Origin of the sequence: Luteibacter sp. 329MFSha (genome assembly GCF_900111665.1) — a bacterium.
GTDB lineage: Bacteria > Pseudomonadota > Gammaproteobacteria > Xanthomonadales > Rhodanobacteraceae > Luteibacter.
Window position 1 is genome coordinate 585,840 of record NZ_FOJE01000002.1, and the last position, 23,249, is coordinate 609,088.

26 protein-coding genes are annotated in these 23,249 nt (G+C 67.2%); 20 read left to right on the top strand and 6 right to left on the bottom strand.

The features are described from left to right. Nucleotide 1: 1 nt before the first annotated feature. Complete coding sequence (gene secF / locus BMW54_RS13925) at nt 2-964, top strand: protein translocase subunit SecF (RefSeq protein WP_090056999.1); 963 nt, start codon at nt 2-4, stop codon at nt 962-964. Nucleotides 965-1,044: 80 nt separating this feature from the next. Here secF and BMW54_RS13930 read toward each other — a convergent pair whose 3' ends face one another. Next, a complete protein-coding gene (locus BMW54_RS13930) occupies nt 1,045-1,284 on the bottom strand; it encodes a hypothetical protein (protein ID WP_090057001.1) in 240 nt (79 codons plus the stop codon). Nucleotides 1,285-1,488: 204 nt separating this feature from the next. Between BMW54_RS13930 and BMW54_RS13935 the strand changes: the two genes are divergently transcribed. The 5 genes from BMW54_RS13935 (at nt 1,489) to BMW54_RS13955 (ending at nt 5,430) form a co-directional block, all read left to right on the top strand. After that, the gene (locus BMW54_RS13935; protein ID WP_090057004.1) at nt 1,489-1,767 is read left to right on the top strand and encodes a hypothetical protein; all 279 of its coding nucleotides are present in this window, start codon (nt 1,489-1,491) and stop codon (nt 1,765-1,767) included. Between the two features lie 91 nt (nt 1,768-1,858). Continuing rightward, nucleotides 1,859-3,172, top strand: coding sequence for a two-component system sensor histidine kinase NtrB (locus BMW54_RS13940; RefSeq protein WP_090057005.1), 1,314 nt, complete (start codon nt 1,859-1,861; stop codon nt 3,170-3,172). Between the two features lie 81 nt (nt 3,173-3,253). Further along, nucleotides 3,254-4,108 carry a flagellar motor stator protein MotA gene (motA, locus tag BMW54_RS13945; protein ID WP_090057007.1) on the top strand — a complete coding sequence of 285 codons (855 nt, stop codon included), beginning with the start codon at nt 3,254-3,256 and terminating at the stop codon, nt 4,106-4,108. 6 nt (nt 4,109-4,114) lie between these two features. Continuing rightward, nucleotides 4,115-5,125: a flagellar motor protein MotB gene (gene motB, locus BMW54_RS13950; protein ID WP_090057009.1), complete on the top strand. Its 1,011-nt coding sequence runs from the start codon at nt 4,115-4,117 to the stop codon at nt 5,123-5,125. Between the two features lie 77 nt (nt 5,126-5,202). Next, nucleotides 5,203-5,430 carry a hypothetical protein gene (locus BMW54_RS13955; RefSeq protein ID WP_139206110.1) on the top strand — a complete coding sequence of 76 codons (228 nt, stop codon included), beginning with the start codon at nt 5,203-5,205 and terminating at the stop codon, nt 5,428-5,430. An 8-nt stretch (nt 5,431-5,438) separates the two neighbouring features. On the opposite strand, the gene murU is transcribed toward BMW54_RS13955, so the two are convergent. Together murU and BMW54_RS13965 are read right to left on the bottom strand one after the other, a co-directional pair. Beyond that, the gene (gene murU / locus BMW54_RS13960; protein ID WP_090057013.1) at nt 5,439-6,116 is read right to left on the bottom strand and encodes an N-acetylmuramate alpha-1-phosphate uridylyltransferase MurU; all 678 of its coding nucleotides are present in this window, start codon (nt 6,114-6,116) and stop codon (nt 5,439-5,441) included. Then, nucleotides 6,113-7,123, bottom strand: a complete 1,011-nt coding sequence (locus tag BMW54_RS13965) for an aminoglycoside phosphotransferase family protein (RefSeq protein ID WP_090057016.1) — start codon at nt 7,121-7,123, stop codon at nt 6,113-6,115. The genes murU and BMW54_RS13965 overlap by 4 nt, the downstream gene beginning before the upstream one ends. A 278-nt stretch (nt 7,124-7,401) precedes the next feature. On the opposite strand from BMW54_RS13965, the gene BMW54_RS13970 reads away from it, so the two are divergent. Genes BMW54_RS13970 through BMW54_RS13980 form a run of 3 tightly spaced genes read left to right on the top strand, consistent with a single transcriptional unit; the run spans nt 7,402 to nt 9,907 of the window. Beyond that, the gene (locus BMW54_RS13970) at nt 7,402-9,006 is read left to right on the top strand and encodes a flavin monoamine oxidase family protein (protein WP_090057017.1); all 1,605 of its coding nucleotides are present in this window, start codon (nt 7,402-7,404) and stop codon (nt 9,004-9,006) included. Then, a complete protein-coding gene (locus BMW54_RS13975) occupies nt 9,003-9,413 on the top strand; it encodes a c-type cytochrome (protein ID WP_090057020.1) in 411 nt (136 codons plus the stop codon). The genes BMW54_RS13970 and BMW54_RS13975 overlap by 4 nt, the downstream gene beginning before the upstream one ends. A gap of 2 nt (nt 9,414-9,415) precedes the next feature. Then, nucleotides 9,416-9,907, top strand: coding sequence for a RidA family protein (locus BMW54_RS13980; protein WP_090057022.1), 492 nt, complete (start codon nt 9,416-9,418; stop codon nt 9,905-9,907). 52 nt (nt 9,908-9,959) lie between these two features. Here the strand turns inward: BMW54_RS13980 and BMW54_RS13985 are convergent, their stop codons facing one another. Further along, a complete protein-coding gene (locus tag BMW54_RS13985) occupies nt 9,960-11,273 on the bottom strand; it encodes an ammonium transporter (RefSeq protein ID WP_090057024.1) in 1,314 nt (437 codons plus the stop codon). Next, nucleotides 11,263-11,601, bottom strand: a complete 339-nt coding sequence (locus tag BMW54_RS13990; RefSeq protein WP_090057026.1) for a P-II family nitrogen regulator — start codon at nt 11,599-11,601, stop codon at nt 11,263-11,265. Before BMW54_RS13990 ends, BMW54_RS13985 begins: the two co-directional genes overlap by 11 nt. A 330-nt stretch (nt 11,602-11,931) precedes the next feature. Between BMW54_RS13990 and BMW54_RS13995 the strand changes: the two genes are divergently transcribed. From BMW54_RS13995 to BMW54_RS14025, 7 genes are all read left to right on the top strand, one after another. After that, nucleotides 11,932-12,384, top strand: a complete 453-nt coding sequence (locus BMW54_RS13995) for an SUF system Fe-S cluster assembly regulator (RefSeq protein ID WP_090057028.1) — start codon at nt 11,932-11,934, stop codon at nt 12,382-12,384. Between the two features lie 14 nt (nt 12,385-12,398). Further along, nucleotides 12,399-13,859 carry a Fe-S cluster assembly protein SufB gene (gene sufB, locus BMW54_RS14000; protein WP_090057137.1) on the top strand — a complete coding sequence of 487 codons (1,461 nt, stop codon included), beginning with the start codon at nt 12,399-12,401 and terminating at the stop codon, nt 13,857-13,859. A gap of 84 nt (nt 13,860-13,943) precedes the next feature. After that, nucleotides 13,944-14,729, top strand: coding sequence for a Fe-S cluster assembly ATPase SufC (sufC, locus tag BMW54_RS14005; RefSeq protein ID WP_090057140.1), 786 nt, complete (start codon nt 13,944-13,946; stop codon nt 14,727-14,729). Then, nucleotides 14,726-16,051: a Fe-S cluster assembly protein SufD gene (sufD, locus tag BMW54_RS14010; protein ID WP_090057030.1), complete on the top strand. Its 1,326-nt coding sequence runs from the start codon at nt 14,726-14,728 to the stop codon at nt 16,049-16,051. Before sufC ends, sufD begins: the two co-directional genes overlap by 4 nt. Nucleotides 16,052-16,068: 17 nt before the next feature. Further along, a complete protein-coding gene (locus BMW54_RS14015; protein WP_090057033.1) occupies nt 16,069-17,316 on the top strand; it encodes an aminotransferase class V-fold PLP-dependent enzyme in 1,248 nt (415 codons plus the stop codon). A 36-nt stretch (nt 17,317-17,352) separates the two neighbouring features. Continuing rightward, nucleotides 17,353-17,883, top strand: a complete 531-nt coding sequence (locus tag BMW54_RS14020; RefSeq protein WP_090057142.1) for a GNAT family N-acetyltransferase — start codon at nt 17,353-17,355, stop codon at nt 17,881-17,883. Continuing rightward, nucleotides 17,880-18,194, top strand: coding sequence for a non-heme iron oxygenase ferredoxin subunit (locus tag BMW54_RS14025; RefSeq protein WP_090057036.1), 315 nt, complete (start codon nt 17,880-17,882; stop codon nt 18,192-18,194). Before BMW54_RS14020 ends, BMW54_RS14025 begins: the two co-directional genes overlap by 4 nt. Nucleotides 18,195-18,201: 7 nt before the next feature. Here BMW54_RS14025 and BMW54_RS14030 read toward each other — a convergent pair whose 3' ends face one another. After that, nucleotides 18,202-18,966, bottom strand: coding sequence for a MipA/OmpV family protein (locus BMW54_RS14030; RefSeq protein ID WP_090057144.1), 765 nt, complete (start codon nt 18,964-18,966; stop codon nt 18,202-18,204). Between the two features lie 133 nt (nt 18,967-19,099). Here BMW54_RS14030 and BMW54_RS14035 point away from each other — a divergent pair, with 133 nt between their 5' ends. The 4 genes from BMW54_RS14035 to BMW54_RS14050 are packed head-to-tail and all read left to right on the top strand — an operon-like array spanning nt 19,100 to nt 23,133. Beyond that, nucleotides 19,100-19,816, top strand: a complete 717-nt coding sequence (locus BMW54_RS14035) for an MtnX-like HAD-IB family phosphatase (protein ID WP_254779354.1) — start codon at nt 19,100-19,102, stop codon at nt 19,814-19,816. After that, nucleotides 19,813-21,216 (top strand): aspartate aminotransferase family protein, encoded by a 1,404-nt coding sequence (locus BMW54_RS14040; RefSeq protein WP_090057040.1) that lies wholly within the window; start codon nt 19,813-19,815, stop codon nt 21,214-21,216. The genes BMW54_RS14035 and BMW54_RS14040 overlap by 4 nt, the downstream gene beginning before the upstream one ends. A 17-nt stretch (nt 21,217-21,233) precedes the next feature. Further along, nucleotides 21,234-22,298, top strand: a complete 1,065-nt coding sequence (locus BMW54_RS14045; protein WP_090057043.1) for a GNAT family N-acetyltransferase — start codon at nt 21,234-21,236, stop codon at nt 22,296-22,298. Next, the gene (locus BMW54_RS14050) at nt 22,276-23,133 is read left to right on the top strand and encodes an arginase family protein (RefSeq protein WP_090057045.1); all 858 of its coding nucleotides are present in this window, start codon (nt 22,276-22,278) and stop codon (nt 23,131-23,133) included. Before BMW54_RS14045 ends, BMW54_RS14050 begins: the two co-directional genes overlap by 23 nt. The last annotated feature ends 116 nt before the right edge of the window (nt 23,134-23,249 follow it).

Here is a 23,249-nt window from a genome sequence, read left to right on the forward strand (position 1 = left end):
CATGGAAATCTTCAACCACAATTCGAACTTCAACTTCCTCGGCCTGCGCAAGTACAGCATCGGTCTGGCGATCCTGCTCATGATCGGCTCGGTCGCGCTGATCCTCACGAAGGGCTTCAACTACGGCCAGGACTTCCTCGGCGGCGTCGCTGTCGACGTGCAGTACGCCTCGCCGGCCGAAGTGAACGACGTCCGCGCGGCGCTCGAACACGCCGGCCTGGAGAATCCGCTCGTGCAGGCCGTCGGCGGCGCGCGCGAATTCTCCGTGCGCCTGCAGCCGAAGGACGACAAGGGCGCGGCGAATCTCAGCAACGACGAGGCCGCGTCGCGCGTGGCCGCGGACGTGGTCGCGGCGCTCAAGGCCACCCGCCCCGACGTCACGATGAAGAGCCGCTCGTTCGTCGGCCCTCAGGTCGGCGAGGAGCTGCGCAGCGACGGTATCGTCGCGGTGATCTTCGTCATCGTCGGCATCATGGGTTACCTGTGGATCCGCTTCGAGAAGCGCTTCGCGATCGCGGCGCTGGCGACGGAAGTGCACGACGTCCTCGTCACGCTCGGCATCTTCGCGCTGACGCAGCGCGAGTTCGATCTCACGGTGCTCGCCTCGGTGCTCGCGGTGGTGGGCTACTCGATCAACGACAAGGTCGTCGTGTTCGACCGCGTGCGCGAACTGTTCCGCTCCAGCCGCAACGCCACGCCGGAAGAAGTGCTCAACCGTTCTATCAACAGCACGCTGTCGCGTACGATCATCACGTCGCTGTTCACCGGCATCACGATGGCCGCGCTGTTTTTCATCGGCGGTCCGGTGGTCCACGGCTTCGCGATCACGATGCTGATCGGCATCCTGGTCGGTACGCTCTCGTCGATCTTCGTCGCCAGTCCGATCCTCCTCTGGCTGGGCGTGTCGAAGCAGGACCTGATGCCGCGCACCAAGGAAGACCCGGAGCTCGAGCGTCGCCCCTGATCCGGCGATGCTCCCGCGCCAAAAAAAAAGGCCCGTCGCGAGACGGGCCTTTTTTCTTGAGCCATCCCTCATCCCTGGGATCAGAAATCGTCACCGTCCTCGGTGGCGCCTTCGGCGTCGTTGGCCAGAGTGACCACGACGTACGCGGAGCCGACCAGTGATGCGCAGAGCCAGGCGTAGACCATCTGGATGCCCGTCCTCGGGATCGCGGCCGCCACCTGCGGCGCGAGTGCCAGGCCGACGATGCCGGCCAGGGCGAGTACGGATGCGACGGCCCACGCAAGACGCCGGGACGGCGACGCGGTGGTGATGAGGTTCATGCTGCGGTGCCCCTGTGTTTCCCCTGTTTCGCGACGGCGTGAAGACGGCGTGACGTCGCTTGACGTACGGAATACCGTAGAACGACGCATCAGGCAAGTGCGAGGTTGTTCAACATTGTATTGATTGATAAGGTTTTTTGTGCGGGAAGTGGGCCAAGCCTCTGGCTGCGCTAGACTTTCCGTTCCTTACGAGGCATCGGCCCCATGGCAGCACGCGACTTTCCCCGTTTCACCCTCACCAGTGGCGCGACCCGCGAGGGTTCCCGCTATACCGCCCTGCTGATATCGCAGCCGGCGGACGGTGGCTATCCGAGCTATTTCGCGGTGTACGAGAACCGCAGTTTCCGCGACGAGGCGAGCGCGGCGCAGGCGGCCGAGAAGGCTCTGGGGCTGGTTCTCGGCGTCGAGGACGACGGGGCGCCGGTGTTCGCCGAGGGCGAAACCGGCTTCGACGACGACGCGGACGCCCAGCCGGAAAGCTGATCCGGCGACCTGCGTGAAAATTCCGTCTTGACAGCGACCCGTGGCGCGGCGCGTCATATCCCTCATTCAGGGTGACGAGCGGCGATACGCCATGAGTGATTGGGACGGGCGGTACCGGCAGTTCGTGGAGGCATCCTCCGACTGCATGAAGGAACTGGACCGTGACGGCGTGATTCGCTTCGTGGCGGGCCTCGGTTGCGCGGCCCTCGCGCCCGAGGGAGCCGATCGGCTCATCGGACGGCACTGGCTCGAGCTCTGGCCGCCCGAAGCGCAGGACATGGTCGCGCGCGTCCTCGATCGCGCGGCTGCCGGCGAGCGTGTCGACTTCGTCGGATCGCGCAACCCCGGCGCCGGATCCGCGCGCTGGTGGGAGGTGATGGTCGCGCCGGTCGTGGCCGACGACGAGCTCGATCACTTCATCGTCATCAGCCGGGACGTCACGGAGCGCGTCGAGCTGCAGACGTCGCTCGAGTCGATCATCGAGATCATGCAGGACCGCCTCAACCAGACGGTCGCGAGCACCGCCACCGCTTCCACCCGTTACGGCACGCTGATGGAACGGCTCGAGTCCGAGCACGGCGCGCGGCGGGATGCGGAAAGCCGGCTGGCGGGGGTGCGCGAGCAACTCGACATGGCCAACCGGGCGCGGCAACTGGCGGAGGCGGGCGCCCGGCAGGCCCAGAAACAGCAGGCCATCGGCCAGCTCGTCAGCGGCATCGCCCATGACTTCAACAACATGCTGCAGACGGTGATCGTGAGCCTCTCCGGCCTGCAGGACGACTGCGAGGAGCTCGCGCCGCGCCACCGCCGGATGGTCACCTACGCGGTGGAAGGCGCGCGGCACGCCACCGCGCTCACCCGCCGGCTGCTCGCCTTCGCCCGCAACCAGCACTCGCAGCCCGAGGCGGTGGACCTCGGCGACCTGGTGATGGCGTTCGCCGACTTCGCCCGCCATGCGCTCGGAGGGCGCGTGGGGGTCGAGGTGTTCCGCCAGCCGGGGGCGCTGCCCGTGTGGGTCGACCGTCACGGCCTGGAGCAGGCCCTGATGAACGTGTGCCTCAACGCGCGCGACGCGATGGACGGGTTCGGCCAGGTGGTGATCGAGGTCGGCGAGCGCGAGGGAGGCCCCGTGCTATCCGAGTTCGCCCGGGACGCCGCGACGTACCGCCAGGTTTTCGTCAGCATCGCGGACACCGGCGGGGGCATGCCGGAGGAGGTCCGGCAGCGCCTGTTCGAGCCCTACTTCACGACGAAGGAAGGCGGCTCCGGGCTGGGCCTCGCCCAGGTCTACGGCACGGTGGCGCAGGCCGGCGGCGGCGTGGAGATCGAGAGCGAAACGGGTGTCGGGACGCGCATCCGGCTGGTCTTCCCGCGCTATCCCGGGCCCCTCGATGGCGAGGAGTGAAAGCTGCCAAAAAGACATGGTGCACCGCCTCAATTTCGTCCCGGCCCTGCCGATATGTGAAAGGACTGGGAGGAAGTAGTCATGTTGGTCATCATCGGTTCCATCGTCGTCCTGGTCTCCGTACTGGGCGGTTATGTGCTTTCGCACGGCGAAATCGCCGCGCTCTGGCAGCCTTACGAGCTGCTCATCATCTTCGGTGCCGCCCTGGGCGCGTTCGTGAGTGCGAACTCCATGGACGTGGTGAAGGGTTCGGCACGCGACGCGCTGGCCCTGTTCAAGGGCCCGAAGTACCGCAAGCAGGATTACATCGACCTCCTGTCCCTGCTCTATGACATCTTCACGAAGATGCGTAAGGAAGGTCAGCTGGGCATGGAGGCGCACATCGAGGATCCGGCGAACAGCTCGCTGTTCTCGGCGTACCCGCGCCTGGTCGCCGAACACCACCTGATTGACTTCATCACCGACTGCCTGCGCCTCATCGTCGGCGGCAGCATGGACCCGCACGAGCTCGAGCAGCTGCTCGAGGTCGAGCTCGAAACGCACCACCACGAGGCCATGGTGCCCGCGCTCGCGGTGCAGAAGATGGCCGACGCGCTGCCGGGCTTCGGCATCGTGGCCGCGGTGCTCGGCATCGTCATCACGATGAAGTCGATCGACGGCGACGCGGCCGTCATCGGCGAGCACATCGCGGGTGCGCTGGTCGGCACGTTCCTCGGCATCCTGCTGTCCTACGGCTTCATCGGCCCGCTCTCGGCGGCGATGGAAGCCCGCGTGAACACCGACGGCAAGGCCTTCGAGTGCGTCAAGGTCGCGCTCATGGCGAACCTGCGCGGCTACAACCCGATGGTGTCGGTGGAGTTCGCGCGCAAGTCGCTGAAGTCGAGCAGCCGCCCGTCCTTCCAGGACCTCGAAGCCCATCTCAAGGCGGCCCGGTAAGCGGCCATGAGCGACCTGAAACAGATCATCGTCGTCCGCAAGAAGCGGGGCGGGGGCCACGGTCACCATGGCGGGGCCTGGAAGGTCGCCTACGCGGACTTCGTCACCGCCATGATGGCGTTCTTCCTCGTGATGTGGCTCGTCGGCGCGGGCACGAAGCAGCAGCGCGCCGCCATCTCGGAATACTTCAAGAACCCGAGCATGACGCCGGGTCAGTCGACCATGGCGCCGTCGGGCAAGATGGGGCCGGGTGGCGCGAGCACGAGCATGATCAAGCTCGGCGGCGCGCTCGACCTCCCCAAAGGCCCGGGCGACCAGCAGGCGTTCGCGAAGCCGAGCGCCGCGGAGATCGACAAGCAGGCGAAGGCGCAGGAGAAGCGCCGCCTCGAACAGCTGATGCGGGACCTCCAGGAGGCCATCGCGAAGAGCCAGGCCATGGCCCCGTACAAGGATCAGTTGCTGCTCGACATCACGTCGGAAGGCCTGCGCATCCAGATCGTGGACAAGCAGAACCGCCCGATGTTCGATACCGGCAGCGGCGTGATGAAGAACTACACCGTGCAGATCCTGCATGAGTTGGCAGGCTTCGTGAACCAGGTACCGAACGCGATCAGCATCTCGGGTCACACGGACAGCGCGCGCTACGTGAGCGCGGACAGCGCGTACGGCAACTGGGAACTCTCCGCCGATCGCGCGAACGCCGCGCGTCGCACGCTCGTCGAAGGCGGCATGCAACCCGACAAGGTCGCGCGTGTCGTCGGATTGGCCGCATCGGTGCCGTTCGACAAGGCCGATCCGGCATCGGCGATCAATCGCCGCATCAGCATCGTCGTCATGACGAACGAAGCGCGGAAAGCCGCGTTGTCGTCCGACGTCGTGGCGGAGCCGGTGGCACCCGAGGCGCCGGCGCATCCGGCGGAGGCCGAGCATGTCGGCGCGGGCATGCCCGGCACGCCCGGGCCGACGACGAATGCCGCCCCGGCCAACACGGTCGCCCACGTCGGCGACGGCGGCTAGGCCGGACAGCCATCGTCCGGTCACTTGCAACCGTCATCTTCCCCCGGCAGTATCGAGGCACAGGGGAGGGAGACGCAGTGGAAAATCACAGTAAGTACCGGGTAGTCGCCAAGGCGGTGAAGCACCATGGCGACGCGGGCGAGCAGCTCTACCGCAGCAGCTACCGCATCCTCGATCACATCGGCGAAGAAATCGAAGCGGGGACCGGGTCCCACGACTTCGCCGACATCACCAGCGCCTTCAACGAAGCTTTCACTCTCGGACACGAGCGCTTGCGCGAACTCGGCGTCGAGACGGTGCAGTAACCGATCCTCTATCGACCGACGGCGCCGCGCAGCTCGTCGAGCTGCGCGGGTGTCCCGACATTTCGCCAGAAGCCGTCGAAGCGTTCGCCGGCGAGGCGGCCTTCCGCCATCGCCTTGCGATACATGGGCAGCAGCTTGAAGCGCCCGGGCGCTTCGTTTTCCACGATCTCACGGCGATACACGCCGACGTTGCCGAACGTCAGGCGCTCCGCGCCGTGCGGGCCCCCGCCCTCGAACAACCGTCCCGCCGCCAGCGCGAAGTCGCCGGCCGGATGGAAATCCGGGTTGGGAACCATGACGAGGTGCGCGACGCCCTCCGGCTCGCGGGGAAGCGCGGCATAGTCGATCTCGCTCCAGATGTCCGCGCTCACGACGATGAACGGTTCCGGTCCCAGCAGGGGCAGGGCGGCGAGCATGCCGCCTCCGGTTTCCAGCGGCGTCGGACCTTCGTACGAATAACGGATGCGGACGCCCCAGCGCGAACCGTCGCCCAGAGCGTCGGGAAACTGATCGGCGAGGTGCGACGTGTTGATCACGATGTAGCGCACGTCGGCAGCGACGAGCTTCTCGATGTGATGCACGATGAGCGGCTTGCCGGCCACCTCGAGCAGCGGTTTGGGTGTCCGTTCCGTGAGCGGACGCATGCGCTCGCCGAGCCCGGCGGCAAGGATCAGCGCGTGCCTCATGCGTCGCGCGCTACGGTGATGTCGCGACCGCCGATCTTCGCCTCGATGTAGTCGGCCAGCGGCGCGACGTCGGCGTGGCGGCGCGCGGTGTCGAGCACGTAGCGCAGCACGCGCGGGAGATCGGCGAGGTAGCCGGGCTTGCCGTCGCGGTAATGCAGGCGACAGAACAGTCCGAGGATCTTGATATGCCGCTGCAGGCCCGTGAGGTCGAACCAGCGACGGAAACGATCCGTGTCGACCGTCTCGTCGATCAGTCGCGCATCGAGCAGGCGCAGGCGGTAGGCTTCCACCCAGCCTTCCACGCGTTCGTTGTCCCACACGATGTACGCGTCGCGCAGCAGCGAAGCGAGATCGTAGGTGATCGGACCGGACATCGCCCCCTGGAAATCGATGATGCCCGGCGAGCGCTCGTCCGTTACGAGCAGGTTGCGGCTGTGATAATCGCGGTGCATGAAGGCACGCGGCTGTTCGGCGATGACGTGCATGATCGCGGTGAACGCCTGCTCGACGACGTCCCACTCCTCGCAGGCGACGTCGACGCCGAGATGCTCCTGCAGCAGCCAGCGCGGCATGATCTCCATCTCCATGGTCTGCCATTCACGGTTGAAGGCGGGCAGGCCTTCGGTGTCCATGTGCAGCTGCATGCGCAGGAGCGCGTCGAGCGCGTCGCCATAGAGTGCGTCGACGGTGCCGTCGTTCAGTTCGGGCAGGTACGTGCGCGTGCCCAGGTCTTCGATCAGCAGGAAGCCGCGCGCCGCGTCCGCCACCATCACCGTGGGGACGTGGAGGCCCGCGTCGGCGAGCCGCTTGCCGATGGCGATCCACGGCGCGGGATCTTCCTTCTCGGGCGGCGAATCCATGACGATGACTGGCTGGCCGTCGACGTGACCGCGCCAGTAGCTGCGGAAGCTGGCGTCGGAGGAGGCCGGTTCGAGGACGAGAGTGGCGTCGCCGGTGGCTTCGCGAGCCCAGGCGAGACGTGCGGCGGAACGATCGGTGGCGGTCATGCGGTCTTCGCGTATGCGGTGCTGCGCACGAGCTTAGAGCCTTTGCCCACAGGTGTCAGCGACGGTCGTGGGAGCGGACCTGGCCGCGACAGCTTCAGCCTTGTTGGAGCGGACATGGCCGCGACGCCTTTGAGGCCGTGAGCCACAGGCCTGTTGCTCTTCGCGAAAAGCTGTCGCGGCCAGGTCCGCTCCCACAACGCTGTCGCCACTCCCAACCCAGTTGTTCCGCAGCGCAACATCTGGGATGCTGCCGACAGGGGTTCCTTCGGGGTAATGCGATGGCGAACGAGACGAGCACGGCTTCCCTCACGCGCCGCGATCTGTTGCGCATGATCGGCCTCGCCGGCGGGGGTGCGGTGATGTACCAGGCGATGAGCAGCCTCGGTATCGCCGCCGAATCGACCTACCAGCGGCCACCACCACTGCAGGGCACGGGGAAGGGGACTGTCCTGGTACTGGGTGCGGGGCTCGCGGGTCTCGTCGCCGCATACGAGCTCGGGAAAGCGGGCTACAAGGTGAAGGTGCTCGAATACAACGCGCGCGCCGGCGGGCGTACGTGGACACTGCGAGGCGGCGACACCTTCACCGAGCTCGGCGGTCACCGCCAGGTCTGCCGCTTCGACGACGGCCTGTACTTCAATCCGGGGCCGTGGCGGCTCCCGTATCACCATCACGGCATCCTCGACTACTGTCGACGCTTCGGCGTGACGCTCGAACCGTTCCTCCAGGTGAACCAGAACGCGTACATCTACGGTAAGGACGCGTTCGGCGGCAAACCGCAGCGCATGCGCGAAGTGCAGGCGGATTTCCATGGTGGTATCGCCGACCTGCTCGCCAAGGTCGCAGGGAAGGGTGGCCTCGACGACCTCGTGAGCAAGGAAGATCGGGAAATCCTTCTCGAATCGCTCCGCCAGTTCGGCGGCCTCGACGCGCAGTATCGCTACGTGCAGGGCCCGGACAGCAGCGCGCATCGCGGATACGCGAAAGACGCCGGTGGCGGGCCCGACGGCGCGCCGAAGTTCTCGAAGCCGGTCGGTTTGTCCGACGTGCTCAACGCCCGGTTGTGGACGGGGCTGGGCATGGCAGAGATCTACGATTACCAGCCGACGATGCTCCAGCCGCGCGGCGGCATGGATGCGATCGCGAAGGCGTTCGCGCGCGAGATCGGCGATGGGGTAATCCAGTACGACGCGAAGGTCACGGCGATAGCGCAGGACGATCGCGGCGTCACGGTCAGCTATGAGGACGCCAGGACACCGGGCGCCACGCGTCAGGAGAAAGCGGACTGGTGCGTCTGCACGATCCCGCTGTCGATCCTCAGCCAGATTCCGATCCAGGTCTCCGCCGCGAAACAGGCGGCGATCGCGGCCGTACCGTACATGTCGTCATCGAAGGTCGGCCTCCAGTTCAAGCGGCGCTTCTGGGAGGAGGACGACGCGATCTATGGCGGCGTGACCATGACCGACCTGCCGATCGGCATGATGGCCTACCCTAGCCACGGCATCGGCACGAAGAAAGGCGTGATGCTGGCCTCGTACGCGTTCTTTCTCGAGGCCTACGAGTTCACATCGCTCGATCCGGAGACACGCATCCGCAAGACCATCGAGTACGGCGCGAAGGTGCATCCGCAGTTCCCCGAGGCGTTCGAGAACGGGATGGCGGTGGCGTGGCATCGCGTTCCGTCGACGCTCGGCTGCTTCGGCTGGTGGACGGACGACGCGCGCGAGAAACATTACGCGGACATCTGCTCGATGGACGGCCGCATCGTGCTCGCGGGCGAGCACGCCTCCTACCTGCCCGCGTGGCAGGAAGGAGCCATCCTTTCATCCCTCGCGGCCATCGACATGCTGCATCGTCGCGCCGTCAACGGAGCAGGCGCATGAAGCCGCTGGCATTCGTCCTATTCGCGGTCGCCTCGGGCGCGTCGGCGCAGTCCATGGATCCGACCTTCATCGATCAGAAGCAGGCGGCGCAGGTCACCGGCGAGCAGATCTTCCAGCACATCTGCCAGGGCTGCCACATGCCCGACGCGAAGGGTGCGGTCGGCGCCGGGCACTATCCAGCACTTGCGAACAATCCAAAGCTGGCCGCGCGGGCTTATCCTGTCGCGATGGTCATGGGCGGCCGCGGCGGCATGCCGCCGTTCGGCATGCTGCTGACCGACGCACAGGTGGCCGACGTCGTGAACTACGTGCGCACGCACTTCGGCAACCACTACACCGACGCCCTCACGGCCGACGACGTCAAGCCGTTCCGTCCACCGACTCCGACCCGCTCCCGAGGCCACTGACCATGACCCGATCGATTCTCGTCGCCGCCACGCTCCTCGCCATGGCCGCGCCCGTCGCCGCATCCGACGTGGTGCGGCACAAGCTGCCCAACAGCAACTTCCCCATCGCCGGCGCCGTCGAAGTGCCCGCGGGCAAGACGCTGGTGTTCGTCAGCGGCGCCGTTCCTCCGATAGCCGATGCGAACGCGCCCAAGGACAGCATCCAGGCCTACGGCGACACGAAGACGCAGGCGCTCGGCGCGCTCGGCAACATCGAAAAGCAGCTCAAGGCCATCGGCCTGACCATGGGCGACGTGGTGAAGATGCAGGTCTTCCTCGTCGGCGATCCGGCGAAGGGCGGCAAGCTCGACATGGCCGGCTTCACCGCCGCGTACAGCCAGTACTTCGGCACCGCCGCGCAGCCGAACCTGCCCGCACGCTCCACCATGCAGGTCGCCGCCCTCGTCAGCCCGGCGTTCCTGGTGGAGATCGAGGTCACGGCCGTGCGGCCGTGATCTCCTGGGCGAAACGCCCGGTCGCTGCCGGGCGTTTCGCGAGGCGCATCGCTCAGGACAGGTTGTAACCGCGCTCCTCGTGCAGCGCGATGTCGAGGCCGATCTGTTCCTGTTCCTCGTCGACGCGCAGGCCCATCGTCACGGCGATGCCCTTGAAGATCGCGTAGCTGAGCACGGCGCTGTAGACGACGGTGAACGCGACGCCCTTGAACTGGATCCACAGCTGCAGGCCGAGTTCGGTCACGGTGCCGAAGCCGCCGAGCGCGGGCGCGGCGAGCGGGCCCGTGAGCAGGGCGCCGAGGATGCCGGCGACCGCGTGCACGCCGAAGACGTCGAGCGAGTCGTCGTAGCCGAAGTAGCGTTTCATGCGCGTGGCGCAGAAGAAGCAGACCACGCCGGCGACGAGCCCGAGCACGAGTGCGCCGCCAGGGCCGCAGGTGCCCGCCGCGGGCGTGATGGCGACGAGGCCCGCGACCGCGCCGGAAGCGATGCCGAGCACGCTGGGGCGACGATGCGTGAGCCATTCCACGACGGTCCAGCCGATCGCCGCGGCGGCGGTGGCGATCTGCGTCACGAGCATGGCCATGCCGGCGCTGCCGTTGGCCGCGACGGCGGAGCCGGCGTTGAAGCCGAACCAGCCGAGCCAGAGCATGCTCGCGCCCACCAGCGTGTAGCCGAGGTTGTGCGGCGGCATGGGCGTGGTCGGATAACCGCGGCGCTTGCCGATCACGAGGCAGCCGACCAGACCCGCGATGCCCGCGTTGATGTGCACGACGGTGCCGCCGGCGAAGTCGAGCACGCCCAGGTCGCCGAGGAACGAACCGGGGCCGCCCCAGACCATGTGCGCCACGGGCAGGTAGACGAGCGTGAACCACAGCGCGGTGAACACGAGCAGCGCGGAGAACTTCATGCGCTCGGCGATCGCGCCGACGATGAGCGCCGGCGTGATGATCGCGAACGTCATCTGAAACATCACGAACACCGCTTCGGGGATCGTGTTGTAGAGGGAGCCGGGCGCGAGACCCGCCAGCATGGCGTGGCCGAAACCGCCGACGAACGAGTGCAGGTTGGTCGTTCCGGCGCTCATGCCGCTGGCGTCGAACGCGACGGAGTAGCCGTAGACCACCCACAGCACGGTGACGAGCGCGGTGATCGCGAAGCACTGCATCAGCACGGAGAGCAGGTTCTTCGCCCGCACCATGCCGCCGTAGAAGAGGGCGAGGCCCGGAATCGTCATCAGCAGCACGAGCATGGTCGCCGTGAGCATCCACGCGGTGTCGCCCGAATCGAGCTTCGGCGTCGCGGCCTGCGCGAACGCGAGCGACGGGAGGAGGGCGGGCAGGGCGAGCAGCGATTTAGAGCGCATCGGCGTCGACCTCCTGCGTGCGGATGCGGATCGCCTGCTCGAGGTCGATCACGAAGATCTTGCCGTCGCCGATCTTGCCCGTGCGCGCCGCGGTGCCGATCGCTTCTACCGCGCGTTCCACCTGATCGTCGGTGACGGCGATCTCGATCTTCAGCTTGGGCAGGAAGTCCACGACGTACTCGGCGCCCCGATAGAGCTCGGTATGCCCATGCTGGCGACCGAACCCCTTCACTTCCGTCACCGTCATCCCCTGCACCCCCACCTCGGCGAGCGCTTCGCGCACGTCGTCCAGCGTGAAGGGCTTGATGATCGCGTTGATCCATTTCATGGCTGCGTTTCCCCGTTGGCTGGCCTGGGGAGGTGAGAGCAGGATGCGTGCCAGCCGGCGGAGGCCTTGTGCGGTGCGGCATGCGGCTTCCGTTGCCGCGAAGATGCACCACTTCGCTACGACGATTGCCCAAAACAGGTGCAATGGCGCACCGTAGGAGCGGACCTGGCCGCGACGCCGTTAGCCTCACTCTGCAACCTCGCGCGCCAGCTCCAAGGCCCCGCGAAGAGCCATCGCGGCCAGGTCCGCTCCTACAAGGCCGAGCGCCGCGTTGCAACGCGGGAGCGAAAACAGTACCATTTTGGTCTGGTTTCCAAGACCCCTTCCCCCATGCTCCGTGTCAGCCGACTGACCGACTACGCGACGGTGGTGATGACTTGCATCGCCGCGCACCCCGACGACGTTCTGAGCACCGCCCAGATCGCCGAAGAGGCGCGCCTCGAGCTGCCCACCGTCTCCAAGCTCCTGAAGCTGCTCGGCCATGCCGGGCTGGTGGAGTCGTTCCGCGGCGTCAACGGCGGGTACCGCCTCGCGCGGCCGGCGGAGGCGATCAGCCTCGCCGACATCGTGGTGGCGATGGAAGGCCCGATCGGCATGACCGAATGCAGCACGGCCCATGGCCAGTGCGATCGCCAGTCGCAGTGCGGCGTCAGCGGTAGCTGGCGGTCCGTCTCCGGTGCGATCGACAACGTGCTGCGCGGCATGACGCTGGCACAGATGCTGGCCGCGCGCCCCAAGGCGCCGGCCATGGACGCGGTCCCCACCGCGCAGGCGAACGTATGAACGAGAGCGAGAACATGACACGCGAAGTGGCAGCGCCGGTGCGCGACAACGCCGAGGTCGAAGCGGCACTCAACCGCCGTTACGAGGCCGGCTTCGTCACGGACATCGAGTCCACCAGCCTCCCGCCGGGCCTGAGCGAGGACATCGTCCGCCAGCTCTCCGCGATCAAGGGCGAGCCGGAGTGGATGACCGAGTGGCGCCTCGCCGCCTACCGCCACTGGCTCACCATGCCGGAGCCCGACTGGGCCAAGCTCGACATCGCGCCCATCGATTACCAGGGCGTCAGCTACTACTCGGCGCCCAAGGCGGGCCCGAAGTCGCTCGACGAGGTCGATCCGAAGCTCCTGGAAACCTACGAGAAGCTCGGCGTGCCGCTGCACGAGCGCGCGAAACTCGCGGGCGTGGCCGTCGACGCGGTGTTCGATTCCGTCTCGGTCGGCACCACCTTCCGCAAGGAGCTGGCCGAAGCGGGCGTGATCTTCTGCTCGATGTCCGAGGCCATCCGCGAGCATGGCGACCTGGTGCGCGAGTACCTCGGCAGCGTGGTGCCCGTCGGCGACAACTACTTCGCCGCGCTGAACTCGGCCGTGTTCTCCGACGGCAGCTTCGTGTTCATCCCCAAGGGCGTGCGTTGCCCGATGGAGCTGTCGACGTATTTCCGCATCAACGCGATGAACACGGGGCAGTTCGAGCGCACGCTGATCGTGGCGGAGGACGACTCCTACGTGTCCTATCTCGAAGGCTGCACCGCGCCGATGCGCGACGAGAACCAGCTCCACGCGGCCGTCGTCGAACTGGTCGCGCTCGAGCGCGCGCAGATCAAGTACTCCACCGTGCAGAACTGGTACCCCGGCGACGAGAACGGCGTCGGCGGCATCTACAACTTCGTGACCAAGCGCGGCGACTGCCGCGGCGCGGATTCCAAGATCAGCTGGACCCAGGTGGAGACCGGCTCGGCCATCACGTGGAAGTATCCCAGCTGCGTGCTGCGCGGCGACCGCTCGGTCGGCGAGTTCTATTCGGTGGCGCTGACGCATCACCGCCAGCAGGCCGATACCGGCACCAAGATGATCCACATCGGCAAGGGCACGAAGTCGAAGATCGTCGCCAAGGGAATCAGCGCCGGCCGCAGTTCGAACAGCTACCGCGGCCTCGTGAAGATCGAGAAGGGCGCGGACGGCGCACGCAACTACACGCAGTGCGATTCGCTGCTCATCGGCAAGAAGTGCGGTGCGCACACGTTCCCGTACATGGAAGTGAAGAACCCGGGCGCCATCGTGGAGCATGAGGCCACCACCTCGAAGATCTCGGACGACCAGCTGTTCTACTGCCTCTCGCGCGGCATCGGCGAGGAAGACGCCGTGTCGATGATCGTCGATGGCTTCTGCAAGCAGGTCTTCCGCGAATTGCCGATGGAATTCGCCGTCGAGGCGAAGAAGCTTCTCGAAGTATCGCTCGAAGGCGCGGTGGGCTGAGCCAGCCCATCCCTCGCCCCGTCACCGCGCTCGCAGCGCGTTCGTAAACCACGCCCCGATTTCCTGGACCGCCACGTCATGCACATGCTCAAGATCGACAACCTCCACGCCCGCGTCGAAGGCAAGGAGATCCTCAAAGGCCTCTCCCTCGACGTCCGTCCGGGCGAAGTGCACGCCATCATGGGCCCGAACGGCGCCGGCAAGTCCACCCTCGGCAACGTGCTGGCGGGACGCGATGGCTACGAGGTCACGCAGGGCTCGGTCGAGTTCGCCGGTCGCGACCTGCTGGCGCTGGAGCCCGAGGAACGCGCGGCGGTCGGCGTCTTCCTGGCCTTCCAGTACCCCGTCGAAATCCCCGGCGTGAACAACACGTACTTCCTGCGTGCCGCGCTCAACGCGCAGCGGAAGTTCCGTGGCGAGGACGAACTGGACTCCATGCGCTTCCTGAAGCTCGTGCGCGAGAAGCTGAAAGTGATGCAGATCTCCGACGAGCTCCTGCACCGCGCGGTGAACGAAGGCTTCTCGGGTGGCGAGAAGAAGCGCAACGAGATCTTCCAGATGGCGGTGCTCGAGCCGAAGCTGGCGATCCTCGACGAGACCGACTCCGGCCTCGACATCGACGCGCTCAAGCAGGTCGCGGAGGGCGTGAACGCCCTGCGCTCGCCGGATCGCTCGTTCGTCATCGTCACCCATTACCAGCGCCTGCTCGACTACATCCAGCCGGACTTCGTCCACGTGCTCGCGGGTGGGCGCATCGTCGAAAGCGGCGACAAGGATCTCGCGCTGAAGCTCGAGGAGCAGGGCTACGCCTGGCTCGCCGAGAAGCACCCGGAACTGCGCAAGGCCGATCTCGCGGGAGAGCCGGCATGACGAGCGCGCCGTCCCCGTTCGTGCGGGCGGCGCTCGATGCCGCCGCCGCGCTTCCCGGTACCGGCATCGCATGGCTGGATGCCGCGCGCCGCGAGAATCTCGATGCATTCGCCGCGGGCGGACTTCCCGAAAGCCGTGATGAGGCCTGGAAATACACGCCGCTGCGCGCGCTGGCGCAGCGCGGGCTCGCGCTCGCCGACCGCGAAGCCGCGGCCGCGCTCGCCGTCGACGCGGCGCGCCTCGCCCTGCCGGGTGTCGACGGCGACCGCGTCGTCTTCGTCGACGGCACCTTCCGCGCCGATCTTTCGTCGCTGACGGGCGCGACCGGCGTCTCGCTGGAGCCGCTCGCCGCCGCGCTGGCGCGGAATCCGGAGCCGTTGCGCTTCGCGCTCGCCAACCGTTACCGGCATGGCGCCGCGGACGCGTTCGCGCACCTGAACGCCGGTCTCGCCGTCGATGGCCTCGTGCTCCGCGTCGCGGACGGCGTCGCCGCCACGAAGCCCGTGCACGTCGTGCACGCGTCGAGCGGTGCGCAGGCGGACACGTCCTGGCACGTGCGCCTGCTGATCGAGGTCGGCAAGGACGCCAGCGTGGACGTGATCGAGCACTACGTGACACTGGGCGATGCCACGCAGCTGGGCACGGTCGTATCGGACATCGTCGTCCGGGAGAACGGCCGGCTTGGTTTCGTGCTGTTGCAGGACGCCTCGTCGGCGACGACGCTCGTCCGCCGCAACCATGCGCGTCTCGACGCGGGCGCCGCGGCGACCGTGCACGCGCTGGAACTGGGCGGTGCGCTGGTCCGCCACGAGCTTCAGGCCGAACTCAACGGCGACGGCGCGCGCTTCGATTCGCGCGGTGTGTTCGCCCTCGCGGGGCGCCAGCACGTCGATACGCAGCTCGAAGTGCGTCATCAGGCGCGCGATACGTCCTCCGACGCGTTGTGGCGCGGCATCGCCGACGGCCGTTCGCGCGGCGTGTTCCGCGGCGCGATCGTGGTCGCCGAAGGCGCCGACGGTACCGATGCCTCGTTGAGCAACAAGAACCTCCTGCTTTCCGGCCAGGCCGAGATCGACACGAAGCCCGAACTCGAGATCTACGCCGACGAGGTCAAGGCCGCGCATGGCGCGACCATCGGCCAGCTGGACGAGCGATCGCTGTTCTACCTGCGTTCGCGCGGTATCCCCCTGATCCAGGCGCGCAGCCTGCTGACGCTGGCCTTCTGCCGCGCGGCGCTGGAGTCGCTGCCGAACGAGGCGCTGCGCGACCATCTGGGCGAACTGCTGGTGGCGCACCTGCCGACCGGCCCCGCCGCCGAATGAGCCCCACGGAGCCCGCCATGAACGCCAAGCCCGAGACCCTCGCCGCGCCGCTGGACGTCGAGCGCATCCGCGCCGACTTCCCGCTGCTGTCGCGCACCGTGCACGGCAAGCCGCTCATCTATTTCGACAACGCCAACACGGGGCAGAAGCCGCTGGCGGTGATCGAAGCCGTCGATCGGCATTACCGCGAGCACAACGCGAACGTGTCGCGCGCCGTCCACCTGCTGGGCGAGGAGGCGACGGCGGCCTACGAGGGCGCCCGTGACGCCATCGCGCGGTTCATCAACGCGCCGTCGCGCGACGAGGTGATCATGACCTCGGGCACGACGCAGTCGATCAACCTCGTGGCGTACAGCTACCTCATGCCCCGGCTGAAGGCCGGCGACACGATCCTGACCACGGTGATGGAACACCACGCCAACATCGTGCCGTGGCAGCTCGTGGCCGAGCGCACCGGCGCCACGGTCAAGGCGGCACCGATCGACGAGAACGGCGAGCTGATCGTCGAGGCGTTCGTCGAGATGCTGACGCCGGACGTGAAGCTCGCCTGCGTGACGCATGTGTCGAACGCCCTGGGCACGGTCAATCCCATCCGCGAGATCGCTCGCGAATGCCGCAAGCGCGGCATCCCGCTGCTGGTCGACGGCTCGCAGGCGGCGCCGCATCGCGCGATCGACGTGCAGGCGCTGGGCTGCGACTTCTACGCGATCACCGGGCACAAGATGCTCGCCCCGACCGGCACCGGCGCGCTGTGGGCGAAGCGCGAGCACCTGATGGCGATGCCGCCGTTCTTCGGCGGTGGCGAGATGATCCGCGAAGTGCGCTTCGAGGGCACGGTGTTCGCGGATCCGCCGCACCGTTTCGAAGCCGGCACGCCGAACATCGCCGGCTTCGCCGGCGTCTCCGCGGCCATCGGCTACCTGGAAGGCATCGGCTTCGACCGCATCAAGGCGTACGAGCAGGAGCTGCTCGCGTACGCGACCGACGCGATGGACGCCATCCCCGGCCTGCGCATCTTCGGGCGCGCGAAGGAAAAGGAACCGGTGATCTCGTTCCTGATCGAGGGAGCGCACGCGAACGACATGGCCACGCTGCTCGATCTGCAGGGCGTCGCCGTTCGTTCGGGGCACCATTGCGCGCATCCCCTGATGCAGTTCTTCGGTGTACCGGCGACGCTCCGCGCTTCGTTGGCCTTCTACAACACCAAGGCCGAGGTGGACGGATTCATCGAGGCGATCGGGCGGGTGCGCAAGCTGTTGCTCTGAGCGTCGTCACTTCGGCGAATGACCTACAATCCGGCGATGGACCCCAAGCACACCTTCCGCCAGGCCACCGCCGCCGACGCCCCGCTCATCGCGGCGCTGGTCGAATCGGCCTACCGCGGCGACGCCAGCCGCGCCGGCTGGACCACCGAAGCCGACTTCCTCCACGGCCGTCGCACCGACGTCGACGAGATCGAAACCCTGCTGGCCGGCGAGAACGGCCGCTTCGTGCTTTTCGAGCGGAACGGCGCGGTCCTCGCCTCCTGCTACATCGAACGACGCGAGCGCACCTGCTACTTCGGCATGTTCTCCGTGCATCCGCCCGCCCAGGGCACGGGCATCGGCCGCCTCGTGATCGAGGAGGTGGAGCGCATCGCCCGCGAGGAATGGACTTGCGGCCAGGTGGAAATGACGGTGATCGACATCCGCGCCGAACTCATCGCGTGGTACGAACGGCGCGGTTATCGCCGCACCGGACGCCACGGCGCGTTTCCGTACGGCGACGAACGCTTCGGCATTCCCCAGCGCGACGACCTGCGCTTCGAATACCTCGTGAAGGACCTCGCATGAACGGCTGGGTGAGGGTCGGCACGCGCAGCGAACTGCTGCCGGGCGAATTCCGGGTGGTGTGGGACGGCGACACGGCCATCGCCGTGTACAACGTCGACGGCGATCTCTACGCCATCGAGGACGTCTGCACGCATGACGGTGGCGAGCTCGCCGGCGGGCCGGTCGTCGGTCACGAGGTGGAGTGCGTGCGCCACGGCGCGCGTTTCGACCTGCGCACGGGCGACGTCACCTGCCCGCCGGCCTACGAACCGGTGACCGTGTTCCCGGTCCGCGAATCCGACGGCGCCATCTGGACCCGCGACGACCGCTGAGCCGTCGTCAGAAGTGGTAGACGAACGCCAGCGTCTCGGTCACCTGTCGCGTCGACCCGAAGCGGCGGACGAGCGGGCTGTCGCCAGCGTTGCCGAATAGACGTCCATACGACACCGCCAGTGCGAATCCGGTGTGCTGCGACGTCGGAACGAAGGCGTCGTACTCCACGTTGGCGGATTGCCAGCCCGCACCCGGTCGCCAGGTGGAGGTGCCCAGTGCCGCGGCCTCGCCGGGCCTGACGCCGAAGAAACGCCGCATCGCGGGCCCGTTCATGCCTTCCACCTGCACCTCGAGCGAATGCTGGATGTACCACACGTCCGGTAGCTGATAGTCGGCATAAACCGCGGCGTACCCGCCCGCGCCGTCCGTGTCGTGCGCGACGTGGGTCCCGACGCTGAAGCGCTTGTCGAACGCGTATTCGAGATACCCGCCCGCCTGGAACCGCGGCGAGAGCGAGGCGACCTTGCCACCCAGCGGACCGAGGTCGCCGCGCGTGCGTCCCCAGAGCCAGTTGCCGTAGACGCCGCCGTGCCAGTGCTCGCCACCGATCGCGTCGAGCGTGAGCCCGTCCGCCGTGGATAGCTCGCCGACGCCGGGGAGATCGATGTCCACGTACGGGATCGCCTGGGTGCGCTGGTCCTTCGCGCCTTGCCACGACGGCATGCGCTGCGCGCCGGCGCCGAACGCGTAGGTCGGGGCGTCATCGTCGGCCGCGTGCGCGGCGAACGGGGCCAGGAGCAGGGCGGCGATGGCGGGGCAGGAACGACGCATGGGGGTGTTCAGCGCGGGGACGAGCGCGAGCGTGGCACGCAAAGCCTTACGAAAGGCTTTCGAAAACGGGAAAGGGGTTCGAAAGGATGTACGCCTAGGCTCCGTCTCCATGTTGGCCGATGGCGCAGACGACGTGCTCACCACTCCTTCCTGGAACATCCTGTGCGATTTCGACGGCACGATCGCCGTCGAGGACGTGATCGACTCGTTGCTCGACCGCTACGGTCGCCCCGGCTGGGAAGTGCTCGAGCGCGACTGGCGCGCCGGGCTCATCGGCTCGGCCGCCTGCATGGCCGGACAGGTGGCGCTCCTCGACATGAGTCGAGAGGAACTGGCCCGTCACCTCGATGGCCTCCACATCGACCAGGGTTTCGCCGCCTTCGTCGCGGCGACGATCGAGCACGGTATCCCGATGGAAATCGTCAGCGACGGCCTCGATCACGCGATCCACGCCATCCTCGCGCGACACGGCATCGACGGCCTGCCGACCGTCGCCAATCGCCTCGCGCAGTCGGACACGCGCGCATGGACGCTGACCTCTCCCTTCGCCGCGGACGGCTGCCGCAGCGGTACGTGCAAATGCGCGCGCGTCGACGCCGCACGCCGTCGCGGCGGGAAGACGCTCCTCATCGGCGACGGCGCGTCCGACTTCTGCGCCGCCGATCGCGTCGACTTCGTCTTCGCCAAGAACCGCCTGATCGAACATTGCCGCGCCGCCGGCATCCCATACGCCCCCATCGCCAGCTTCGACGAAGCGCTGTCGTTGCTTCCCGACCTTCTCGACGGGCGCCTGCCGCCGCGAACCGTCATGCCCCTCCACGCGGCGAGCATTCAGGAAATTCCCGCATGAACATCCTCACCAAGCAACCCGAACTGGTCATCGACGACGCGACGCTGCTCGCGGACGAGGCGAAGTACTGCTCGTTCGGCGACACGGTCCACTACGTCGACCCGCCGAAGATCTTCCGCCACGCGGAAGGCAGCTACATCTACGACAGCGAGAACATCCCGTTCCTCGATCTGCAGATGTGGTACTCGGCCGTGAACTTCGGTTACGGCAACAAGCGTCTGAACGATACGCTGAAGGCCCAGATCGACCTGTTGCCGCAGGTGGCCAGCCAGTACCTGCACCAGGGCAAGATCGAGCTCGCGAAGACGATCGCCGTGGACGCGAAGCGTAAGTTCGGCCTCGACGGCCGCTGCCACTTCAACGTCGGTGGCGCGCAGGCGGTGGAGGATTCGCTGAAGCTGGTCCGCAACGCGCGCGGCGGCAAGAGCCTGATGTTCGCCTTCGAAGGCGGTTACCACGGGCGCACGCTCGGCGCGTCCTCGATTACGTCGAGCTATCGCTACCGCCGCCGCTTCGGCCACTTCGGCGAGCGCGCGCAGTTCATTCCGTTCCCGTATCCGTTCCGCCGCCCGAAGGGCATGACGCCGGAGGAGTATTCCGACGCGTGCGTGCGCCAGTTCGAGCGCCTGTTCGAGACCGAGTACAACGGCGTGTGGGATCCGAAGGTCAACGAGGCCGAGTACGCCGCCTTCTACGTCGAGCCGATCCAGGGCACCGGCGGCTATGTGATCCCTCCGAAGAACTTCTTCATCGACCTCAAGAAGGTGCTCGACAAGTACGGCATCCTGATGGTGGTCGACGAGATCCAGATGGGCTTCTGGCGCACCGGCAAGCTGTGGTCGATCGAGCATTTCGGCGTGACGCCCGACGTGATCGTGTTCGGCAAGGCCCTGACCAACGGCCTCAACCCGCTCTCGGGCATCTGGGCACGCGAGGAACTGATCAATCCGACGATCTTCCCGCCGGGTTCGACGCATTCGACGTTCAATTCCAACCCGCTCGGCACGGCCCTCGGCCTGGAAGTGATCCGCATGGGTCACGAGCTCGACTACGAGACGAAGGTGGCGGAGAAGGGCAGGCACTTCCTCGACGGCCTGCGCGATCTGCAGAAGCGTCACAAGGAGATCGGCGACGTCGACGGCCTCGGCCTGGCCCTGCGCGCCGAGATCTGCACGGACGACGGTTTCACGCCGAACAAGGCGCTGCTCGACCGCATGGTCGACATCGGCCTGGCCGGCGGTCTCACTCACGAAGGCAAGAAGATCGGTCTCGTGCTCGATGTCGGCGGCTGGTACAAGAACGTGATCACGTTCGCCCCGTCGCTCGACATCAGCCACGAGGAAATCGACCTCGCCATCGCGCTGCTCGACCAGCTCCTGACGCTGGCCAAGCGCGGCTGATACCCGGCAGCCAGCCGATGGCATTCGTGAACCAGCTCGAGCCGGACGGTTTGCTCGGGCACTTCGAGCGCCATCCGCCGCAGGGCTTCACGCCCGTTCGCGCGGCGGATAGCGCGCCACTTTTCGTGGCGCCCTTCGATCTTCTCACCACCGCCGACGACGACCTGCGCCGGCGCGTGGATGCGTCGCCCTTCCGCGGTTGGCTCCGCCGGTCGCTGACCCTGCGCACGTGCTTCGCGGGTACCACCGTTTCCGAGTACGCGCTGTTCGACGCCCGGCACGATCCCGCCGCGGTTCCGCGTGCCTGGGCGCACGCGCAGGGAAGGCGGCAGCCGTTGTTCATCGTCAAGGACATCGCACTGGACTCGCCACTGACGTCGCCGGCCGAGCGCGCGTGGACGGCGCGTTTCGTGGACGCAGCGCGCGACGCCGGTTACGTCATGGTCGAAGGCCAGGCGCTGGCCTACGTGCCCATCGATTTCGCCTCGATCGACGAGTATCTGGCGCGGCTCTCGTCGTCCCGCCGGAAGAACCTGCGCCGCAAGCTGCGTTCGCGCGATGGCCTGCAGGTGGACGAGGTGCCGACGGGCCCGGCGTTCGCGGACGACGCCGTCGTCGACGCTTTCTACGCGCTCTTCGAGAACGTGCACGCGCAGAGCGACATCCATTTCGACAAGCCGACCCGCGAATTCTTCGCGGCCGTGCTGCGCGATGCCGGAGGGCTCGTCTTCACGTACCGCGTGAACGGCGAGCTGATCGGCTGGAACCTCTGCTATGAGCATGCCGGCAAGCTGCTCGACAAGTACGTGGGCTTCGCCTATCCCGCCGCCCGGGACGCCGACCTCTACTTCGTCAGCTGGTTCGTGAACCTCGAGTACGCGCTGCGCCGCGGGCTGTCGCATTACGTCGCCGGCTGGACCGACCCGGCCGTGAAGGCGTCGCTCGGCGCCCGCTTCCACCTCACCCGCCATGCGGTCTACGTGCGCAACCCGCTGCTCAGGGTGGTACTGCGCCGTTTCGCGCACCGTTTCGAAGCGGAGAGCGCCTGGGGAGCATCCGATGCGATCGCCGATCGTTCTTGATCTGGACGACTCCGTCGGACCGTTGCCCGGCGGATCGATCGTGTCCCTGCGCGCGTGGGAAGAGGCGATCCGTTTCGGTTGTTCGCTGCGTTCGCTGCGTCATCTCGTCACCGCGATCGGTCCGGTCCTTCCACGCGAGCACGGCACCGTGTTCCTGGGCAGCGGCGACTTCCATCACCTGACCTGGCCGCTGGTCGAGCGCGTGCCCGGTGATGGGCCCCTGCAGGTCGTGGTGCTCGACAACCATCCCGACAACATGCGCTTTCCCTTCGGCGTGCACTGCGGCTCGTGGGTCCGGCGCGTCGCGATGCTTCGCCGCGTGTCGCAGGTGCACGTCGTCGGGATCACGTCGCAGGACATCGGGCGCGCGCACGCGTGGGAGAACTACCTCGGCCCGCTGCGGTCCGGAAAACTCACCTACTGGTCGACCGGTGTCGACGTGAGCTGGGCGACCCGGCTCGGCCTGGCCGCGTGTTTCCGTGCCTTCGCCGACGCACGGTCGCTGGTCGACGCGTTCGTGGGCAGCCAGCGCGGACAGAAGGAACCGGTCTACCTGTCGATCGACAAGGACGCGTTCGCGCCGGAAGTCGCGATGACGAACTGGGACCAGGGCGTGATGACCGAAGCGGACGGCGCGGCGATCATCGGGGCGCTGCGGGATCGCATCGTCGCCAGCGACGTCACCGGTGAGATATCCCTCTACCGGTACCGCACCTGGTGGAAGCGCCGCCTCAGCGCGATGGACGGCCAGTCGGAACCGGACGCCGCCATGCTGCGCGAGTGGCAGGCGCAGCAGCATGCGTTCAACCTGCGGCTGCTATCCCTGCTCAAGTAGGAGCGCGCCGTGCGCGCGACATCTTTTGAGGCCGTGAGCCTCAGGTCCTGCGGCGCCTCGCGAAAACATGTCGCGCGCAGGGCGCGCTCCTACGGTGGATGAGCCCGAACGGCAGG

Coding starts and splice junctions, on each gene's coding strand:
- BMW54_RS13990 (WP_090057026.1), bottom strand. CDS start 11,601: ATGAAATGGATCAACGCGATCATCAAGCCCTTCACGCTGGACGACGTG.
- BMW54_RS13965 (WP_090057016.1), bottom strand. CDS start 7,123: ATGACCGCCACCGATCGTTCCGCCGCACGTCTCGCCTGGGCTCGCGAA.
- motA (WP_090057007.1), top strand. CDS start 3,254: ATGTTGGTCATCATCGGTTCCATCGTCGTCCTGGTCTCCGTACTGGGC.
- motB (WP_090057009.1), top strand. CDS start 4,115: ATGAGCGACCTGAAACAGATCATCGTCGTCCGCAAGAAGCGGGGCGGG.
- murU (WP_090057013.1), bottom strand. CDS start 6,116: ATGAGGCACGCGCTGATCCTTGCCGCCGGGCTCGGCGAGCGCATGCGT.
- BMW54_RS14045 (WP_090057043.1), top strand. CDS start 21,234: ATGGCATTCGTGAACCAGCTCGAGCCGGACGGTTTGCTCGGGCACTTC.
- BMW54_RS13935 (WP_090057004.1), top strand. CDS start 1,489: ATGGCAGCACGCGACTTTCCCCGTTTCACCCTCACCAGTGGCGCGACC.
- BMW54_RS13980 (WP_090057022.1), top strand. CDS start 9,416: ATGACCCGATCGATTCTCGTCGCCGCCACGCTCCTCGCCATGGCCGCG.
- sufD (WP_090057030.1), top strand. CDS start 14,726: ATGACGAGCGCGCCGTCCCCGTTCGTGCGGGCGGCGCTCGATGCCGCC.
- BMW54_RS13975 (WP_090057020.1), top strand. CDS start 9,003: ATGAAGCCGCTGGCATTCGTCCTATTCGCGGTCGCCTCGGGCGCGTCG.
- BMW54_RS13985 (WP_090057024.1), bottom strand. CDS start 11,273: ATGCGCTCTAAATCGCTGCTCGCCCTGCCCGCCCTCCTCCCGTCGCTC.
- secF (WP_090056999.1), top strand. CDS start 2: ATGGAAATCTTCAACCACAATTCGAACTTCAACTTCCTCGGCCTGCGC.
- sufC (WP_090057140.1), top strand. CDS start 13,944: ATGCTCAAGATCGACAACCTCCACGCCCGCGTCGAAGGCAAGGAGATC.
- BMW54_RS13995 (WP_090057028.1), top strand. CDS start 11,932: ATGCTCCGTGTCAGCCGACTGACCGACTACGCGACGGTGGTGATGACT.
- BMW54_RS14015 (WP_090057033.1), top strand. CDS start 16,069: ATGAACGCCAAGCCCGAGACCCTCGCCGCGCCGCTGGACGTCGAGCGC.
- BMW54_RS14020 (WP_090057142.1), top strand. CDS start 17,353: ATGGACCCCAAGCACACCTTCCGCCAGGCCACCGCCGCCGACGCCCCG.
- BMW54_RS13930 (WP_090057001.1), bottom strand. CDS start 1,284: ATGAACCTCATCACCACCGCGTCGCCGTCCCGGCGTCTTGCGTGGGCC.
- sufB (WP_090057137.1), top strand. CDS start 12,399: ATGACACGCGAAGTGGCAGCGCCGGTGCGCGACAACGCCGAGGTCGAA.
- BMW54_RS14030 (WP_090057144.1), bottom strand. CDS start 18,966: ATGCGTCGTTCCTGCCCCGCCATCGCCGCCCTGCTCCTGGCCCCGTTC.
- BMW54_RS14050 (WP_090057045.1), top strand. CDS start 22,276: ATGCGATCGCCGATCGTTCTTGATCTGGACGACTCCGTCGGACCGTTG.
- BMW54_RS13940 (WP_090057005.1), top strand. CDS start 1,859: ATGAGTGATTGGGACGGGCGGTACCGGCAGTTCGTGGAGGCATCCTCC.
- BMW54_RS14025 (WP_090057036.1), top strand. CDS start 17,880: ATGAACGGCTGGGTGAGGGTCGGCACGCGCAGCGAACTGCTGCCGGGC.
- BMW54_RS13970 (WP_090057017.1), top strand. CDS start 7,402: ATGGCGAACGAGACGAGCACGGCTTCCCTCACGCGCCGCGATCTGTTG.
- BMW54_RS14040 (WP_090057040.1), top strand. CDS start 19,813: ATGAACATCCTCACCAAGCAACCCGAACTGGTCATCGACGACGCGACG.